The organism is Amycolatopsis sp. ATCC 39116, assembly GCF_000231075.2.
Taxonomy (GTDB): Bacteria; Actinomycetota; Actinomycetes; order Mycobacteriales; family Pseudonocardiaceae; genus Amycolatopsis_E; species Amycolatopsis_E tucumanensis.
This window is the reverse complement of the sequence record NZ_AFWY03000013.1, coordinates 1-15,995: the sequence shown is the minus strand read 5'-3', so window position 1 is coordinate 15,995 and position 15,995 is coordinate 1. Positions and strand designations below refer to the sequence as shown.

The window sequence follows — 15,995 nt, the reverse complement described above, 5'->3', positions numbered from 1 at the left end:
GCGGAAGCCTTTGGCCTTAACGCAAGAGAAGCTGGGTGGTCATCCCGTCGCCTGACACCGGCGCGATCACCTTGAGCCAGGGCCGCAACCCAGGCCGCCAACCGGCGGCCGAACATGCCAACCTTGCGGCCCTGGCTCAAGGTGATATGCACAAACCGGAAGGCGACGGGATGACCACACAGCGACCACCTCGCCGTGGTAAGACGAGGCACCCAACCCCTGGTCATCCCGGAGCCTGCCCGTCCGGCGAGGACTCTTTTGATCTTTAAACCCGCGCCTTCGCGCGAAAAGCGCCTCACGGCGCTGAAAGGTCACCTTCCGACCACCCCCGCCCCCTCTCCTTGAGTGTGTTTCAGTCGCCGAGCAGCCGTGTCAAGGCGGGAAAGCGTGCCTTGACACGGCTGGTCGGCGACTAAAGATCGGCTGTGGATCGGGGGCGGGGGAGGTCTGGTTGGGGTGGTCGGCTGCTTTGCGTTGCCGGCTTGCGTTGCGTTGGCTTGTAAAAGAAGGAGCCCGGGTCGCCGTTGGCGGTCCGGGCTCCTTCTTCTTGTGCTCTTAGTCCAGGTAGTCCCGCAGGACCTGCGAGCGGCTGGGGTGCCGCAGCTTGGACATCGTCTTCGATTCGATCTGCCGGATGCGCTCGCGCGTGACCCCGTAGACCTGGCCGATTTCGTCTAAAGTCCTCGGCTGGCCGTCGGTCAGGCCGAAGCGCAGCCGGACCACGCCGGCCTCGCGCTCGGACAGCGTCTGCAGCACCGACTGGAGCTGGTCCTGCAGCAACGTGAACGACACGGCGTCGACCGCGACGACCGCTTCCGAGTCCTCGATGAAGTCGCCCAGCTGCGAGTCGCCCTCGTCGCCGATCGTCTGGTCCAGCGAGATCGGCTCGCGGGCGTACTGCTGGATCTCCAGGACCTTCTCCGGGGAGATGTCCATCTCCTTCGCGAGCTCCTCGGGGGTGGGCTCGCGGCCGAGGTCCTGCAGCAGCTCACGCTGGATGCGGCCGAGCTTGTTGATCACCTCGACCATGTGGACCGGTATGCGGATGGTCCGGGCCTGGTCGGCCATCGCGCGGGTGATCGCCTGCCGGATCCACCACGTCGCGTACGTGGAGAACTTGTAGCCCTTCGTGTAGTCGAACTTCTCGACCGCACGGATGAGGCCCAGGTTGCCCTCCTGGATCAGGTCCAGGAACGCCATGCCGCGGCCGGTGTAGCGCTTGGCCAGCGACACGACCAGACGGAGGTTCGCCTCCAGTAGGTGGTTCTTGGCGCGCTCCCCGTCCCGGATGATCCAGCGCAGGTCGCGGCGCATCTGGGTGGCGAGCTTCTCGCCCTCCTCCTCCGCGATGCGCAGCCGCTCGGCCGCGTACAGGCCGGCCTCGATCCGCTTGGCGAGCTCGACCTCCTCCTCGGCGTTGAGCAGCGCGACCTTGCCGATCTGCTTCAGGTACGCGCGGACCGAGTCCGCGGACGCGGTGAGCTCGGCGTCCTTGCGGGCCTGCCGCAGGGCCTCCGACTCCTCCTCGTCCCAGACGAAGTCGCGGTCGGTCGACTTGGCGCCCGACTTCGCGGCCGGCGTCTTCTCGTCCGGCTCGTCCTCGTCGAGGTCCTCGGCTTCGTCGGTGACGGTCGCGTCGACGACGTCGACCTCCACCTCGCTTTCGAGGTCGGCGAGGTCGGCCTCGAGGTCGACGTCCTCGATGTCCTCGCCGCCGGGGCCGTCCGGCTCCCCGTCGTCGGTCTTGCCGGCCTTGCGGGTGGTGCGGCCCTTGGCCGGAGCCTTCTTCGGGCCCTTGGCCGCGGCCGGCTTGCGGGTGGTCGCCTTCTTCGTGGCGCCGGAGCCCTGAGCCTCGGCCTCGGTCACGTTCTCACGGCCCGCGTCGGGTTCCGCGCTCACGTCGGCGGCGCTCGTTGTCTTCGTGCCGCTTCGGGTAGCGGTTTTTGCGGCTGCCACGTACGCCCTTTCGCAGCGGTCGATCACGGCGAGCCGGGATGGTGGGTCCCGGCTGCCTCAGATTCGGGGAACGTCCCGCGGCCTGCGGTTTTGTCCTCCGCGACCGTGGGCCGTGTTCCATTGTAACGACGATACGCCGGTGCGTTGCGGCCGATCATCGTTCAAACCCGGGGCGGCCTGTTCGCAGGTCAGTGCTCCAGGCCCTCGGCCGCCGCCAGCGCCGCGCCCACGATCCCCGCGTTGTTCTGCAGCGATGCGACCAGGACCGGTGTCCTGATCTCCAGCAGCGGCACCCACTTCTCGGCCTTCTTGCTGACCCCGCCGCCCACGATGAACAGATCCGGCCAGATGAGGTTCTCCAGCACGGAAAGGTAACGGTTCACGCGCTTGGCCCAGTGCGGGTAGGACAGACCCTCGTTGTCCTTGACCGAGGCGGCCGCCTTCTTCTCCGCGTCGTGCCCGTCGACCTCGAGGTGGCCGAACTCCGTGTTCGGCATCAGGGTGCCGTGCTGGAACAGCGCGCTGCCGATGCCGGTGCCGAACGTCAGCAGGGTGGTGACGCCCTTGCGGGCCCGCGGGTCGCCGTAGCGGATCTCGGCCATGCCCGCCGCGTCGGCGTCGTTGAGCATCGCGATGTCGTCCTCGTGGCGGTCCAGCCGCTTGGCGAACAACGCGTCCGCGTCGGTGCCGATCCAGCTGGGGTCGATGTTCGCCGCGGTGTGCGCGACGCCCTTCTTGACCACCGCGGGCAGCGTGATGCCTACCGGGCCCTCCCAGCCGAAGTGGGCCACGATCTGGGCCACCACGTCGGCCACCGCGTCCGGGGTCGCCGGGCGCGGGGTGTCGATCCGGAAGCGGTCGCCGATCAGTGCGCCCTTTTCCAGGTCGACAAGGGCGCCCTTGATACCGCTGCCGCCGATGTCGATTCCGAAACCACGGGTCGCCGTCATTGGCGCCGTCCCTTCTCGCTCGATTCAGAAACCTGTGCCGGAGACTTTAACCGGGTGTGGTCCCATGGTGGACGTGGGAGCTGCCGAAACAGAGTTGAAGGACGTCGCCGTCCAGGTCGCGGCCGAGGCCGCGGACCTGGTCCGCCGTGCCCGTGACGCCATGGTCGCAGGTGAGCCGGTGTCGGTCGAGACCAAGACGACGGACACCGACGTCGTCACCGCGGTCGACCGCGCCGCCGAGCAGCTGGTGCGCGACCGGCTGGCGGAGCTGCGTCCGGGGGACCACGTCCTGGGGGAGGAGGCGGGCGGCGCGGCGGGCGACGGCGTCACCTGGGTGGTGGACCCGATCGACGGCACCGTCAACTTCCTCTACGGCGCGCCCCTGTTCGCCGTGTCGCTCGCGGCGCAGGTGGACGGGGTGTCGGTGGCCGGGGCGGTCGTGGAACCCGTCAGCGGGCGCTGCTGGACGGCCGTGCGGGGCCAGGGCGCGTGGCTCGACGGGCGGCGGCTCGCGGTGTCCTCGCCCGAGCGGCTGGAGCTGAGCCTGATCGGCACGGGGTTCGCCTACCAGGCCGAGCGGCGCGCCCGGCAGGCCCGGTTGGTGTCCGGGCTGCTGACCCGCGTGCGGGACGTCCGCCGGGCCGGGGTGGCCTCGCTCGACCTGTGCGCCGTGGCGGCCGGGTGGCTGGACGGGTACGTGGAGCACGGCCTGCACCGCTGGGACTGGGCGGCCGGTGCGCTGGTGGCGGAGGAAGCCGGCGCGGTGGTGCACCTGCCCGGCGCGGACCCGGCCCTGGGGGAGGACGCGACGTTCGCGGCCGCGCCGTCGATCGCCGGAGCGCTCTACGACGCGGCCGTGGAGTGCGGCGTCAAGGACGTGTAGCGGCCGCCCGCGGACTCTCGGCCGGGTGCCGGACCCTCGCCCGCGAGTGACGAACTCGCGGGCACGGGTGCGGGATTCGCGCCCGCCGGCGGCCTCTTCGGCCGCTTTCCGGCGGGTCCTGACTCGCCCCCTGAGGGCAGAATCCGGGCGCGAGCGCCCGCGACGCGCGTCAGCAGGTGCCGGGGCGGGCGGCGGCCAGCAGCGCTTCGTCGATCACCGGCGGGTTCACCGCGGACTGCTCGCCGCCGTCGCCGTGCTGGCCGGACCACGCCTGCAGCTGCGCGAGGATGTCGCGCGCCGCCTGGGTCGGCACCACGTCGCCGAAGGCGCTGCCGATCGCCAGGTCCACGCTCGCGTCCTCGCGGTTGTCCCGCACCAGTTCGACGCACGGCACGACCAGGCTGAGCGTGCGCGCCGCGGAGCTGCCGTTGTCGCCGAAGCGCAACTGGCCGCGGCAGGCCGCCTCGTCGGTCGCGTACGCGGGGTCGTTCTCCGGCGGCGCGATCTGCGTGAATCCCAGCTGCCGCAGGCTTTCCGTGGTGATCGCGGCCTGCCCGCGCTTCTCGCTCGCGTTGAGCACCTTCACCGCGATCCGGTCGGCGGGCACGGGCGTCGTCTCGTCGAGCGCGTTGTAACCCAAGTTGGTGTACGTCACGCCGGGTGGCGGCGTGGGCGGCGGATCGCACCGCAGCGCCTCGTCGATGTCCTGCTTGCTGGTGATCGCGCGCACCCAGATGACCATCGCGACGAGCCCGAGCACCCCGATCACGATCAAGGCGGGCAGCGGGCGGCGCTTGCGGTAGGGCCGCGATCTCCGGTTGCCGTAACCGATCCCCGACGACACCTGCCCCACCCCTTCGATCGAAGACCCGAACACCCGCTCGCCCGAACCGTCGTTCCTGATCAGCGTAGGCGTTACAGTGCACCAGCGTCGTCACCCGTCCGAAGCCGGGGTACTTCTCGCACGGTCCCACGGGCGTCCCCGGAATGTGTTCCCCCTGTTGGGTGACGTATGTCCTGCTTCGAATGACACTCTGCGCGTCCGGGTAAAGCGTGAGCTACCCTCTGCGGGCTCCGCCCGTAGATCAGGTACCGAAACACGTTGCTGAAGAGAGACCTGGCTCACTACGGCGGCGGGCACAAACCGGGGCGCTGGGACGTTGACCAGCGGCACGATGGCATGCGAACAGCGTGCTTGAACAGTGATTACGAAGCTGATCGCAGGGGTGAGGGACAATGGCGACCGACTACGACGCTCCGCGCCGCAGCGAAGCCGACGAGCTCGCCGAGGACTCGTTGGAGGAGCTGAAGGCTCGCCGGAACGAGACGCAGTCCGGCGTGGTGGACGTGGACGAGGACGCGAGCGCGGAGAACTTCGAGCTTCCGGGCGCGGACCTCTCCGGGCTGTCGGGTGAGGACCTGACGGTGAAGGTGGTGCCGAAGCAGGCTGACGAGTTCACCTGCTCCGTGTGCTTCCTGGTGCACCACCGGAGCAGGCTGGCGGAGGAGCACAACGGGCAGATGATCTGCCGCGACTGCGCGTGACACCGCGGACGGCCGGGCTACTTCCCTGAACGGAGCAGCTCGGCCAGGGCCTCCGGCCTGCGGGTACTGAACACCCAGTATGGGGTCGGATCCGCGGGATCGGTCAGGTGCACGCGCAGCAGCGAACCGACCCAGCCGCGATGCGTCACGTAAGCGGCGGGGTCGAGTTCCGGCCCCATCGCCTTCCGCTTCCGGTCCTTCCCGATGACCTCGACCTCACCCACGAACCGCAACGGCAGATGAGCGTCACCGACTTCGAGCTCGTCGCCGGTCACCCGGATCCGGGCCCGGCCCATGGCCACCAGCCACGCCACCATCAACGGCATCAGCACCGCGAACGGCAGCCACAGCGGCACCGCCGGGTAGCCGAGGTGGATCTCGTAGGCCAGCAGCGCCGCGCCCGCCAGCGGCAGCGGCCAGCCCCACCACGACAGGTACAGCCGTTCGGAATACCGCGTGCTGCCGTCTCCCGCAGTCGTCTCGCCCACCGCACCGGCCGCGCTCGCGTGCTCACCCATGCCTCCAGGGTAGTCTCGCCGCCCGTGTCCCCCGTGCAGGTCCTGCTCACCCGGCTCGATCCGGGTGTCCCGATCCCGTCCTACGCAAGGCCCGGCGACGCCGGAGCCGACCTGGTGACCACCACCGACGTCGTGCTGGCGCCCGGCGAGCGGGTGCTCGTCGGCACCGGCGTGGCGATCGCGCTGCCGCCGGGCTACGCCGGGTTCGTGCACCCGCGCTCCGGGCTGGCCGCGCGCACCGGGCTGTCCGTGGTGAACACACCGGGCACCATCGACTCGGGCTACCGCGGGGAGATCAAGGTGTGCCTGGTCAACCACGACCGCAGCGAGCCGATCCGGCTCGCGCGGGGCGACCGGATCGCGCAGCTGGTGGTCCAGCGCGTGGAGACGGCCGAGTTCGTGGAGGTCGCGGAGCTGGCGGCGACGGAACGCGGGGCCGGCGGGTACGGCTCGACCGGCGGGCATGCGACGCTGACCGGGAATCCCGGGGAAGGAACGAGGGAGTAGTGGGCATCTTCGGACGCAAGAAGCGGGGCCGCCACGCGATGGCCGACCCCGGCGAGTCCTGGGACTCGGACATCGCCGAGGAGCCGGAAGAGGACCCGGAGCCGGAGCCGGAGGCCACCGACGGGCCGTTCGACATCGCCGACGCGCCGGAGGACGGGAAGCCGCGGATCGACCTCGGCTCGGTGCGGGTCCCGGTGCCCGACGGCACCCAGGTGCAGGTCGAGATGGACCCGCAGGCCGGTGGCGTGCGCGCGGTGCACGTGGTGACCGCGCACGGCCAGGTCACGGTGAGCGCTTACGCGGCGCCGCGGTCCGGTGGGCTGTGGCGCGAGGTGGTCGGCGAGCTGACCGAGCAGCTGCGCAACGACGGCGCCAAGGTCGCGCCGGGCCAGGGCGAGTGGGGGCCGGAGCTGTCCGCGCTGATCGGCGACGTGGCGCTGCGATTCGTCGGGGTCGACGGGCCGCGCTGGATGCTGCGCGGCGTGATCGCGGGCCCGCAGTCGATGGCGGCCGAGGCGCCCGCCGTGCTGCGCGAGATCGTCCGCGGCACGATCGTCGACCGCGGTGACGCGCCGATGCCGGTGCGCACGCCGCTGCCGATCACGCTGCCGGAGGCGGTCGCGGAGCACATCGCGCAGCAGCAGGGCCAGCAGTAGGCGCGCCGTCCGGGGATCGTGCGCGCTGCGGTGCGTGTGCCCGTCTTGCCTGATCCGGTCGAGGGCTCTGGTGGTCCTGATGGCGGGGCGCGGTCGTGGGCCGCTTGGCCGACGCTGCGCTCATCGTCGGCGCGCCAACGGTGAGCCGCATTGGGGCGCACAGAGACCTGTACCGCCGGGGTGCTCGTCCGGTGCTGCGGTGGTGCCTGCGCTTCGATTTTCCGCCGCCGAGGCCGGCCGATTCGTTCGGGACCAGACGCCACCGCGGTCTACTGCCGCGGGGTGCGGCCCTGGCTGTCGCGCTGCGGTCGTGGCAGCGCCTGCCCGACGCCGCGCCGGCGTCGGGCGTCGGCACCCCAACGGCGAGCGCGCCGCAGTCGGGTCGCACGGGGTGCTGTACCGCCGGGGTGCTCGTCCAGTAGCGCGGTGGTGCCTGGTCGCCGTGGCCGCGCTGGTGGTCACCGCCGTGGCGGCCGCCGCGGCAGCGGTGCGGACCTCAGCCGCGCGCCTGGAGCCAGGCCAGCAGCGCGGCCCGGCCCAGCGACTCGCGATCGGCGCCGAGCGCGGTCAGCGTGGTCTCCCGCACCACGGCGCGCGGAAGCGCTTCCGCCCAGGCGTGCGCCACCGCGGCCGGGTGGACCGGATCGTCGGTGCACGCGGCGATGCCGACCGGGACGTCCAGCTCCGCCAGCGCGTCCAGCGTCGGCGCGGGGTGGGCCGCCGCGACGCGCAGGCTCGCCGCCAGGCCGTCCCCGTGCCGCCGCCAGGCCCTCGTCAGCTCGGCGGCGAGCCAGGGCGCCACTCCGGCCGTCGCGAGCCGCAGCGCCTCCTCCAGGCCGTGCGAGTCGACCAGGTCCGCGGAGGCGCGCGCGGCGAGCGAGGCCGGCGCGTCGTCCGGGCGGCCGCACCAGGCCGGCATCGCGAGCATCAGGCCCGCGCATTTGCCGGGGTTGCGGATCGCCCATTCGGCGGCCAGGTGCGCGCCCAGGGAGATGCCTCCGGCGAGCACCGGGCCGCCGGCCGCCGCCTCGTCGAGTGACGCCAGCAGACCTGCTGTCACAGCGGCGCCGCCCGGCGGTTCGGGGGTTCGTGTGCGCATCCCGCACGCAGCCAGCGGACCTGCGAAAACAGACCGGACGAACACCTCGTCCGAGCCCGTCCCAGGTAGCAGGACAGCGGCCGGTTTCGGCATAGCGGACGTCACGTTGCGATCTTGCCGCAAAGCGGTTGTGCTGGCCCCCACGAGGTTAGGCTGGATGACGAACGGGCCGTTCGAGTCGGGGGCCCTGGAACAGGAGCAGACGCCTATGTCCGCCAAAGACGGCGGCTATTTCAGCCGGCTGGTGCGCAAGCTGACCAGCGACGTCGAGGAACTCGACGCTGATGATCTGTCCGAAAAATCCGAGGCGGGCGGCGCGCGGCGGGCCTGTGACTGCCGGTCGGGCGAAGAGGTGACCGTCCTCGGGCGGTTGCGCAGCGTGGAGCTGTGTCCCACGAAAGAGGCGGCGACACTGCGTGCCGAGTTGTTCGACGGCACGGAGGGCGTGACGCTAGTCTGGCTGGGACGGCGCCGCATCCCGGGCATCGAACCGGGCCGGACCATCAAGGTCCGGGGACGCATGGCCGAGCGAGACGGCCAGAAGGTGCTGTACAACCCGTTCTACGAGCTGCAGACGACCTCCTGAATTGGTAACCGCGTGACTGAACCCGCCCGTCCAGGCGACAAGACCGATCCGAACCCCGCCACAGACGGGGCCGAGCCTGGGCGGGCGGGTGAGCGGCCCGAGCCCACGATGCTGGAACAGATGGGCGGGGTGTCCGGCCTCGTCTACTCCTCCGTGCCGATCGTGGTGTTCGTGCTCGCGAACTCGTTCTTCGGGCTCACCGTGGGCATCTGGAGCGCCGTCGGCAGCGCCGCGCTGATCACGATCGTGCGCCTGGTGCGCCGCGAGTCGCTGCAGCCGGCCATCTCCGGCCTGTTCGGCGTCGGCATCGGCGCGTTCATCGCCTACCGCACCGGGTCCGCGAAGGGCTTCTTCCTGTTCGGGATCTGGGCGAGCCTCGTCTACTGCGGCGTGTTCGTGCTGTCCGTGGTGGTGCGCTGGCCGCTGGCGGGCGTGATCTGGAACTTTCTCAACGGCACCGGCACCGCGTGGCGCCGGGACAAGCCGTCCCGCCTCGGCTACGACGTCGCCACCCTCGCGCTGGCCGCCGTGTTCGGGGCGCGGTTCGTGGTGCAGCGGTGGCTGTACGAGGCCGACTACACCGGCTGGCTGGCGTTCGCGAAGATCGCGATGGGCTGGCCGCTGTACGGGCTGGCGCTGCTGGTCGTCGTGTGGGCCGTGCGCCGCTCCGACAAGCGCCTCAAGGAGATCGAAGAGGCCCGCGTCGCCGAGGAGGCGGACGTCGAGGCCCGGCTCCGCCTCAAGTACGGCCAGCCGCCGCAGGAGGCCTAGCGCGCCCGGTCCGTGGTCCCGTCCGGGACAATTGCGCCGCGCTGCACGGCGCCGGTGGGGTGTTCGCGTTCCACCTCTACCTGCTCGCCCAGCCGTCCGACCTGCCGGAACGGATGATCGCAGCCGACCCGGACGTGTTCGTCGGGCATTTCCTGGACACCTGGACCGGCGTGCCCGGCGCGATCCCGGCCGACGTCCGGGCCGCCTACCTGGCCGCGGCGGGTACTCCGCGGGCGATTCACGCGATCTGTCAGGACTACCGCGCCGGCGCGTTCGTCGACGCCGGGCACGACCAGGCCGACCGCGACGCCGGCCGCACCCTGTCGATGCCCGTCCTGGCGATGTGGCAGGACCCCGGCGACCTCGTCCTGCCGTTCGACCCGCGGCAGGTGTGGGCGAGCTGGGCGCCCGACCTGCGCACCCGGGTCCTGCCCTGCGGCCACTTCCTGCCGGAGGAACGGCCCGTCGAGGTCACCGCCGCGATCCGGGACCTCCTCGCGGCACGCTAGTAGCCCAGCGCCTTGCGGATGTCGTTCTCGACCTCGGCGTTGGCCACGAACAGCAGTTCGTCGCCCGGCTCCAGCGGGTCCTCCGGCTGCGGCACGATCACCCGGTCGCCGCGCAGGATCGTCACCAGCGCGGCGTCCCGCGGCAGCGCCAGGTCGCTCACCGGGCGGCCGGCCAGCGGGGTCTGGTCGGGCAGAGTCAGCTCGACCAGGTTCGCCTGCCCCTGCCGGAAGGTCAGCAGCCGCACCAGGTCGCCGACGCTGACCGCCTCCTCGACCATCGCGGCCAGGATCCGCGGCGTCGACACGGCGACGTCCACGCCCCACGCGTCGGTGTAGAGCCACTCGTTGGCCGGGTTGTTCACCCGCGCCACGACCCGCCGCACCGCGAACTCGGTCTTCGCCAGCAGCGACACGACCAGGTTCACCTTGTCGTCACCGGTCGCGGCGATCACCACGTCGCAGCGCTCGATGCCGGAGTCCTCCAGCGTCGAGACCTCGCACGCGTCGCCGAGCACCCAGTCGGCCTGCTCGACGGCGTCCGGCTCGAACTGCCCGGCCTGCCGCTCGATCAGCATGACCTGGTGGCCGCCGTCGATGAGCTCCTTGGCGATGGACCGGCCCACCGCGCCGGCTCCCGCGATCGCGACCCGCATCAGGCTTCCTCCTCCGGCGCGCGCGCCGCGGTGCTCGTCACGTCGCCGACGGTCCCGGACCTCGCGGCCACGTAGACCAGGTCGTCCGCCTGCAACACCGTCTTGGAATCGGGCAGAACGGGCGTGCCGAACCGCATGATGAAGGCGACCCGCGCGCCGGTCGACTCCTGCAGCTCGTTGACGCTGCGGCCGATCCAGCCCTCGTGCAGCGGCAGCTGCAGCACCGCGACGTTGCCGCTGGGGTCCCGCCATGCCGAGGCCACCCCGTCGGGCAGCAGCGTGCGCAGGAACCGGTCGGTCGTCCACGGCACGGTCGCCACGGTGGGGATGCCCAGCCGCTCGTAGACCGCCGCGCGCTTCGGGTCGTAGATGCGGGCCACGACGTGCTCGACGCCGAAGTTCTCCCGCGCCACCCGCGCCGAGATGATGTTCGAGTTGTCGCCGCTGGACACCGCGGCGAAGGCGCCCGCCTTCTCGATGCCCGCGTCGATCAGCACCTGCCGGTCGAAGCCCATGCCGAGCACCTGCTGGCCGTGGAAGTCGCTGCCGAGCCTGCGGAACGCCTCCTGCGCCTTGTCGATCACCGCGACCTCGTGACCGAGGCGCTCGAGGGCCGCGGCCAGGGACGCGCCGACCCGGCCGCACCCCATGATCACCACGTGCACGTCACTGCCTCCTGTGTGTCACCCGAACGGCGGTTACCCGGTAGATGCCGACGCAGAACCTACCTTGTCCGGCCCCCTCGCGGACCCGCCCGTACCCTTCTGACGTGTCGAAGATTGCGACCGCCACCAAACGGCTGCTCGTCGGCCGTCCGTTCCGGAGCGACCGGCTCTCCCACACCCTGCTCCCGAAGCGGATCGCGCTGCCGATCTTCGCGTCGGACGCGCTCTCGAGCGTCGCGTACGCGCCCGAAGAGATCTTCCTGACGCTGAGCGTCGCGGGGCTGTCGGCCTACGCCTACTCGCCGTGGATCGGCATCGCCGTCGCCGTGGTCATGCTGGTCGTGGTGGCTTCCTACCGCCAGAACGTGCACGCCTACCCCAGCGGCGGCGGCGACTACGAGGTCGCCAGCACCAACCTCGGCGGCAGATTCGGCCTGACCGTCGCGAGCGCGCTGCTGGTCGACTACGTCCTCACCGTGGCCGTGTCGACCTCGTCCGGCGTGGCCAACATCGGGTCGGCGATCCCGTTCGTGGCCGAGCACAAGGTGCTCAGCGCGGTGATCATCGTGGTGGTCCTGACCTCGATCAACCTGCGTGGCGTGCGCGAGTCCGGCAAGGCCTTCGCAATTCCGACATACGGGTTCATCATCGGCATTCTGGGCATGGTCGCGTGGGGCCTGTTCGAGGCCGTCCGCGGCACGCCGATGCGCGCCGAGAGCGCGGACTTCGACCTGCACGCCGAGGCGTCTTTCACCGGTTTCGCGTTCGTCTTCCTCATCGCCCGCGCGTTCTCCTCCGGCGCGGCGGCGCTGACCGGTGTCGAGGCGATCAGCAACGGCGTGCCCGCCTTCCGCAAGCCGAAGTCGAAGAACGCGGCCACCACGCTGCTGATGATGGGCCTGCTCGCGGTGACGATGCTGCTGGGCATCATCACGCTGGCGATCCTCACCGACGTCAAGTTCGCCGAAGACCCGGCGACCCAGCTGAGCGGCACCCCCGAGGGCTACCAGCAGAAGACGATCGTGGCCCAGATCGCGCAGGCGGTGTTCCCGCACTTCGAGCCCGCCTTCTACTACATCTCCTTCAGCACCGGCATCATCCTGCTGCTGGCCGCGAACACCGCCTTCAACGGCTTCCCGGTGCTGGCCTCGATCCTCGCGCAGGACCGGTTCCTGCCGCGCCAGCTGCACACCCGCGGCGACCGGCTGACCTTCTCCAACGGCATCCTGTTCCTCGCCGCGTTCGCGCTGGTCCTGATCATCGCGTTCGACGCCGAGGTCACCAAGCTGATCCAGCTCTACATCGTGGGCGTGTTCGTGTCGTTCACGGTGAGCCAGGCCGGCATGCTGCGGCACTGGAACCGGCTGCTGTCCAGGGAGACCGACCCGGCGGCGCGGCGGCGGATGCGCCGCTCGCAGACGGTCAACGCGATCGGCCTCACCATGACCGGCACCGTGCTGATCATCGTGCTGATCACGAAGTTCCTGCTCGGCGCGTGGATCGCGATCGCCGCGATGGTGGCGATCTACCTGCTGATGACCGCGATCCGCAAGCACTACGACCGGGTCGCCGAGGAGCTGGCCGCGCTGGACGGCAACCCGACCGTGCTGCCCTCGCGCAACCACGCGATCGTGCTGGTGTCCAAACTGCACCTGCCGACCATGCGCGCCCTCGCCTACGCGAAGGCCATGCGGCCGGACGTCCTGGAGGCCGTGACGGTCAACGTGGACGACGCCGAGACGCGGCAGCTGACCGCCGACTGGGAGGCCAAGGGCTTCAAGGTTCCGCTGAAGGTCGTCGAATCGCCCTACCGCGAGATCACGCGCCCGGTGCTGGACTACGTCAAGCGCGTGCGCGGCGACAACCCGCGGGACGTGGTGACCGTGTTCATCCCGGAGTACGTCGTCGGGCACTGGTGGGAGCAGCTGCTGCACAACCAGAGTGCGCTGCGCCTGAAGGGCCGGCTGCTGTTCCAGCCGGGTGTGATGGTCACCAGCGTGCCGTGGCAGCTGGCGTCCTCGGCGAAGGCGGTGCGGCGCGCGGCACGGTCCCGCCCGGCGGCCGGCGACGTGCGGCGCGGCTTCTTCGGGGACGGGACCCGCAACGGGGCGGGCAAGGACGGCGGGAAGTGACCGGGCAGGACTGGACCGGCCGGATCCTGGAGCTCGAGGTGGGACCCGTCGCCCACGGCGGGCATTGTGTGTCCAGGGTGGACGGTCGTGTCGTGTTCGTCCGGCACGCGCTGCCCGGCGAGCTGGTGCGTGCCGAGGTGACCGAGGACAAGGGCGGCTCGTTCTGCCGCGCGGACGCGGTGGAGGTGCTCCGCGCGGCGCCGGAACGGGTCGATCCGCCGTGCCCGCTGGCCGTGCCGGGGCAGTGCGGCGGCTGCGACTGGCAGCACGCGACGCCGGAGTTCCAGCGGGAGCTCAAGGGCCGCGTGGTCGCCGAGCAGCTGCAGCGGCTGGCCGGGCTGGACTGGCCGGTCGAGGTCGAGGCGCTGCCCGGGGGTGCGCTGGGCTGGCGGTCGCGGGTCCGGCTGGTCGCCGGGCCGGACGGGCGCGCCGGGTTACGCGCGCACCGCAGCCACCGGGTCGTGGCGCTGGAGAAGTGCCCGATCTCGGTGCCGGGCGCGCTGGACCGCGCGTTGTCGCGGCGCTGGCGGCCGGGCACGGAGATCGAGGTGACCAGCGACGGGGACGGCCATGTGCACGCCCGCGAGCTGGCGACCGTGCGGGGCAAGCGCCGGGCGAGGCAACTGGCCGGCGGGGAGGCGGTGCAGCACGCGGCGGGCCGGGACTGGCGGCTGCAGGCGCACGGGTTCTGGCAGGTGCACCCCGCGGCGGCGGAGACGTTCGCGTCGGTGGTGCGGGAGTGGGCGCGGGCCTCGCCCGGCGAGCTGGCCTGGGACCTCTACGCGGGGGTCGGGTTGTTCGCGTCGGTGCTGGCCGCGCAGGTCGGCGTGACGGGGCACGTGGTCGCGGTCGAGTCGGGGCAGCGCGCGGTGAGCGACGGCGAGCGGAACCTGGCGGATCTGCCGCAGGTGAGCTGGCGGGCCGGCCGGACGGAGCACGTGCTGCGGTCGCTGTCCGGGCAGCCGGAGGTCGTGGTGCTGGACCCGCCGCGGTCCGGGGCCGGGCGCGAGGTGGTCCAGGCGGTGGCGGCGGCTTCGCCGGAGCGAGTGGTGTACGTGGCGTGTGATCCGGCGGCGCTGGCCCGGGACGTCGCGACGTTCGGCGAGTCGGGGTACCGGCTGGAGCGGTTGCGGGCGTTCGACGCGTTCCCGATGACCCACCACGTGGAGTGCGTGGCGCTGCTGGTGCGTTGAGGCGCCCGGAATTGTCGGTGCCCTCCGGCATGATGCGGGCATGGCCGAGTCCACCGTGGAAACGTTCGCCGTCCTGCTGTGCGATGCCGCCCAGCGGCGACTGGGTGAGCTCGCCGCGCGGGAGCTGGCGGGCCCGCGCTACGACGCGCGGCTGATCGACCGGGCGGCGGAGCTGGCGCTGCGCGAGGTGCTGTCCCGGTTGTGGCGGACAGGGTGGCAGCCGGGGGACGTGCACCAGATCGCGCTGCGGCGGCTGGACCGGCGCGGGGTCGCGCTGACGTCGGACGCGCTCGCCGGGTGCGACGGCGCCGAGCGGCCGTTGCTGGAGCGGTGGTCGGAGCGGCACGGCGTGGAGCGCGTGGCGGCGTTGCTCGTGGTGCTGTCGGTGCTGGAGGTGCTGCTGCCCCTGCCGCGGTTGCCGGAGGTGCCGGTGCCGGCGGAGCGGGCGGGCGTGGACGAGAAGGTGCTGGCGCGGATACGGGCGCTGCTGGCGAAGGCGGAGTCGACGTCGTTCCCCGAGGAGGCGGAGGCGCTGTCGGCGAAGGCGCAGCAGTTGATGAGCCGGTACTCGTTCGAGCAGGCGCTGGTAGACGCGCCGGGGCCGAGGGCGGGTTCGGCGCGGCGGTTCTGGCTGGAGCAGCCGTACCTCGGGCCGAAGTCGTCGCTGGTGTCGGCGGTCGCGACGGCCAACCGGTGCCGGGCCGCGTTCTACGCCAAGCTGGGGTTCGTGGCGCTGGTCGGCCACGAGGTCGATCTGGACCTGGTGGAGTTGCTGTCGACGTCGCTGCTGGTGCAGGCGAACGAGGCGATGCTGTCCGCCGGCCGTGGCGCGCGGACCCGCTCGTTCCGGCACGCCTTCCTGCTCGCCTACGCGACGCGAATAGGCGAACGCCTGACCGACGCCGACCGCGCGGTGGAGGCGGAGTTCGCGGAGGCGCAGCTGGTCCCGATCCTCGCCCGGCGGCGCCAGGAGGTGGACACGCTGTTCACGGAGTTGTTCCCGCACACGACGACCCGCAGGACGACCATGAGCAACGGCGAGGGCTGGACAGCAGGCCGAGAAGCCGCCAACCACGCACGGCTGACGGTGGAGCGCGCCGAGGTGGAGGCGGGTTAGGACTTTGGGGCGCGGCCGCCCCGAAGCGGCGCGGCCTGGGGCGGCGCGCTCCGGCTTGGGCGCGGGTGAGGGGCGGCGGTGATGCATTGCCCAGGATGCGGCTGCTCGGCAGCCCCGAAGCCGCCCCACGCTGCGGCGCGCGCGGTGGCCGCTGCGGCCGCGCCACCGCGCCGCCGCCGCTTAGGCCGGCTGCCAATGAGGCCGCGCTGCCGCTCCGGCCACGTCGCGCGCTGCCGCCGCTGAGTCCGGCTGCCC

At 71.7% G+C, this 15,995-nt stretch carries 17 protein-coding genes; 10 read left to right on the top strand and 7 right to left on the bottom strand.

The window, feature by feature from the left end; genetic code table 11:
• Positions 1-555: 555 nt before the first annotated feature.
• A complete protein-coding gene (locus tag AMY39116_RS0316450; protein ID WP_027935077.1) occupies positions 556-1,956 on the bottom strand; it encodes an RNA polymerase sigma factor in 1,401 nt (466 codons plus the stop codon).
• Positions 1,957-2,144: 188 nt separating this feature from the next.
• Positions 2,145-2,906: a polyphosphate--glucose phosphotransferase gene (ppgK, locus tag AMY39116_RS0316445; protein ID WP_020418728.1), complete on the bottom strand. Its 762-nt coding sequence runs from the start codon at positions 2,904-2,906 to the stop codon at positions 2,145-2,147.
• A 64-nt stretch (positions 2,907-2,970) separates the two neighbouring features.
• Here ppgK and AMY39116_RS0316440 point away from each other — a divergent pair, with 64 nt between their 5' ends.
• On the top strand, positions 2,971-3,789 hold the full coding sequence (locus AMY39116_RS0316440; RefSeq protein ID WP_027935978.1) for an inositol monophosphatase family protein: 819 nt from the start codon (positions 2,971-2,973) through the stop codon (positions 3,787-3,789).
• Between the two features lie 169 nt (positions 3,790-3,958).
• On the opposite strand, the gene cei is transcribed toward AMY39116_RS0316440, so the two are convergent.
• On the bottom strand, positions 3,959-4,633 hold the full coding sequence (gene cei, locus AMY39116_RS0316435) for an envelope integrity protein Cei (protein ID WP_027935977.1): 675 nt from the start codon (positions 4,631-4,633) through the stop codon (positions 3,959-3,961).
• Between the two features lie 392 nt (positions 4,634-5,025).
• On the opposite strand from cei, the gene AMY39116_RS0316430 reads away from it, so the two are divergent.
• Entirely contained in the window at positions 5,026-5,334 is a 309-nt protein-coding gene (locus AMY39116_RS0316430) for a DUF4193 domain-containing protein (RefSeq protein ID WP_017983710.1), read from the top strand.
• Positions 5,335-5,351: 17 nt separating this feature from the next.
• Here the strand turns inward: AMY39116_RS0316430 and AMY39116_RS0316425 are convergent, their stop codons facing one another.
• The gene (locus AMY39116_RS0316425) at positions 5,352-5,852 is read right to left on the bottom strand and encodes a DUF3093 domain-containing protein (protein WP_020418725.1); all 501 of its coding nucleotides are present in this window, start codon (positions 5,850-5,852) and stop codon (positions 5,352-5,354) included.
• A 24-nt stretch (positions 5,853-5,876) separates the two neighbouring features.
• Between AMY39116_RS0316425 and dut the strand changes: the two genes are divergently transcribed.
• Together dut and AMY39116_RS0316415 are read left to right on the top strand one after the other, a co-directional pair.
• On the top strand, positions 5,877-6,359 hold the full coding sequence (gene dut / locus AMY39116_RS0316420; protein WP_026153312.1) for a dUTP diphosphatase: 483 nt from the start codon (positions 5,877-5,879) through the stop codon (positions 6,357-6,359).
• Positions 6,359-7,015: a DUF3710 domain-containing protein gene (locus tag AMY39116_RS0316415; protein WP_020418724.1), complete on the top strand. Its 657-nt coding sequence runs from the start codon at positions 6,359-6,361 to the stop codon at positions 7,013-7,015. The genes dut and AMY39116_RS0316415 overlap by 1 nt, the downstream gene beginning before the upstream one ends.
• Before the next feature lie 496 nt (positions 7,016-7,511).
• On the opposite strand, the gene AMY39116_RS0316410 is transcribed toward AMY39116_RS0316415, so the two are convergent.
• Complete coding sequence (locus tag AMY39116_RS0316410; RefSeq protein ID WP_039791574.1) at positions 7,512-8,207, bottom strand: alpha/beta fold hydrolase; 696 nt, start codon at positions 8,205-8,207, stop codon at positions 7,512-7,514.
• 115 nt (positions 8,208-8,322) lie between these two features.
• Here AMY39116_RS0316410 and AMY39116_RS0316405 point away from each other — a divergent pair, with 115 nt between their 5' ends.
• The 3 genes from AMY39116_RS0316405 to AMY39116_RS43015 are packed head-to-tail and all read left to right on the top strand — an operon-like array spanning position 8,323 to position 9,980.
• On the top strand, positions 8,323-8,700 hold the full coding sequence (locus AMY39116_RS0316405) for an OB-fold nucleic acid binding domain-containing protein (RefSeq protein WP_026153310.1): 378 nt from the start codon (positions 8,323-8,325) through the stop codon (positions 8,698-8,700).
• Between the two features lie 12 nt (positions 8,701-8,712).
• Positions 8,713-9,471, top strand: a complete 759-nt coding sequence (locus tag AMY39116_RS0316400) for a DUF3159 domain-containing protein (protein WP_369794316.1) — start codon at positions 8,713-8,715, stop codon at positions 9,469-9,471.
• A 59-nt stretch (positions 9,472-9,530) separates the two neighbouring features.
• Positions 9,531-9,980 (top strand): alpha/beta fold hydrolase, encoded by a 450-nt coding sequence (locus tag AMY39116_RS43015; RefSeq protein ID WP_020418720.1) that lies wholly within the window; start codon positions 9,531-9,533, stop codon positions 9,978-9,980.
• On the opposite strand, the gene AMY39116_RS0316390 is transcribed toward AMY39116_RS43015, so the two are convergent.
• A complete protein-coding gene (locus AMY39116_RS0316390; RefSeq protein ID WP_020418719.1) occupies positions 9,977-10,633 on the bottom strand; it encodes a TrkA family potassium uptake protein in 657 nt (218 codons plus the stop codon). The two genes, AMY39116_RS43015 and AMY39116_RS0316390, sit on opposite strands and share 4 nt — an antisense overlap.
• Complete coding sequence (locus AMY39116_RS0316385) at positions 10,633-11,298, bottom strand: TrkA family potassium uptake protein (RefSeq protein ID WP_020418718.1); 666 nt, start codon at positions 11,296-11,298, stop codon at positions 10,633-10,635. The genes AMY39116_RS0316390 and AMY39116_RS0316385 overlap by 1 nt, the downstream gene beginning before the upstream one ends.
• Before the next feature lie 104 nt (positions 11,299-11,402).
• Here AMY39116_RS0316385 and AMY39116_RS0316380 point away from each other — a divergent pair, with 104 nt between their 5' ends.
• Genes AMY39116_RS0316380 through AMY39116_RS47975 form a run of 3 tightly spaced genes read left to right on the top strand, consistent with a single transcriptional unit; the run spans position 11,403 to position 15,740 of the window.
• Positions 11,403-13,430: an APC family permease gene (locus AMY39116_RS0316380; RefSeq protein WP_020418717.1), complete on the top strand. Its 2,028-nt coding sequence runs from the start codon at positions 11,403-11,405 to the stop codon at positions 13,428-13,430.
• Positions 13,427-14,623: a class I SAM-dependent RNA methyltransferase gene (locus AMY39116_RS0316375; protein WP_020418716.1), complete on the top strand. Its 1,197-nt coding sequence runs from the start codon at positions 13,427-13,429 to the stop codon at positions 14,621-14,623. Before AMY39116_RS0316380 ends, AMY39116_RS0316375 begins: the two co-directional genes overlap by 4 nt.
• A 40-nt stretch (positions 14,624-14,663) precedes the next feature.
• Positions 14,664-15,740 carry a DUF2786 domain-containing protein gene (locus AMY39116_RS47975; protein ID WP_020418715.1) on the top strand — a complete coding sequence of 359 codons (1,077 nt, stop codon included), beginning with the start codon at positions 14,664-14,666 and terminating at the stop codon, positions 15,738-15,740.
• Positions 15,741-15,995 lie beyond the last annotated feature (255 nt).

Coding starts and splice junctions, on each gene's coding strand:
- AMY39116_RS47975 (WP_020418715.1), top strand. CDS start 14,664: ATGGCCGAGTCCACCGTGGAAACGTTCGCCGTCCTGCTGTGCGATGCC.
- ppgK (WP_020418728.1), bottom strand. CDS start 2,906: ATGACGGCGACCCGTGGTTTCGGAATCGACATCGGCGGCAGCGGTATC.
- AMY39116_RS0316410 (WP_039791574.1), bottom strand. CDS start 8,207: ATGCCGAAACCGGCCGCTGTCCTGCTACCTGGGACGGGCTCGGACGAG.
- AMY39116_RS0316430 (WP_017983710.1), top strand. CDS start 5,026: ATGGCGACCGACTACGACGCTCCGCGCCGCAGCGAAGCCGACGAGCTC.
- AMY39116_RS0316390 (WP_020418719.1), bottom strand. CDS start 10,633: ATGCGGGTCGCGATCGCGGGAGCCGGCGCGGTGGGCCGGTCCATCGCC.
- AMY39116_RS0316440 (WP_027935978.1), top strand. CDS start 2,971: ATGGTGGACGTGGGAGCTGCCGAAACAGAGTTGAAGGACGTCGCCGTC.
- AMY39116_RS0316405 (WP_026153310.1), top strand. CDS start 8,323: ATGTCCGCCAAAGACGGCGGCTATTTCAGCCGGCTGGTGCGCAAGCTG.
- AMY39116_RS0316425 (WP_020418725.1), bottom strand. CDS start 5,852: ATGGGTGAGCACGCGAGCGCGGCCGGTGCGGTGGGCGAGACGACTGCG.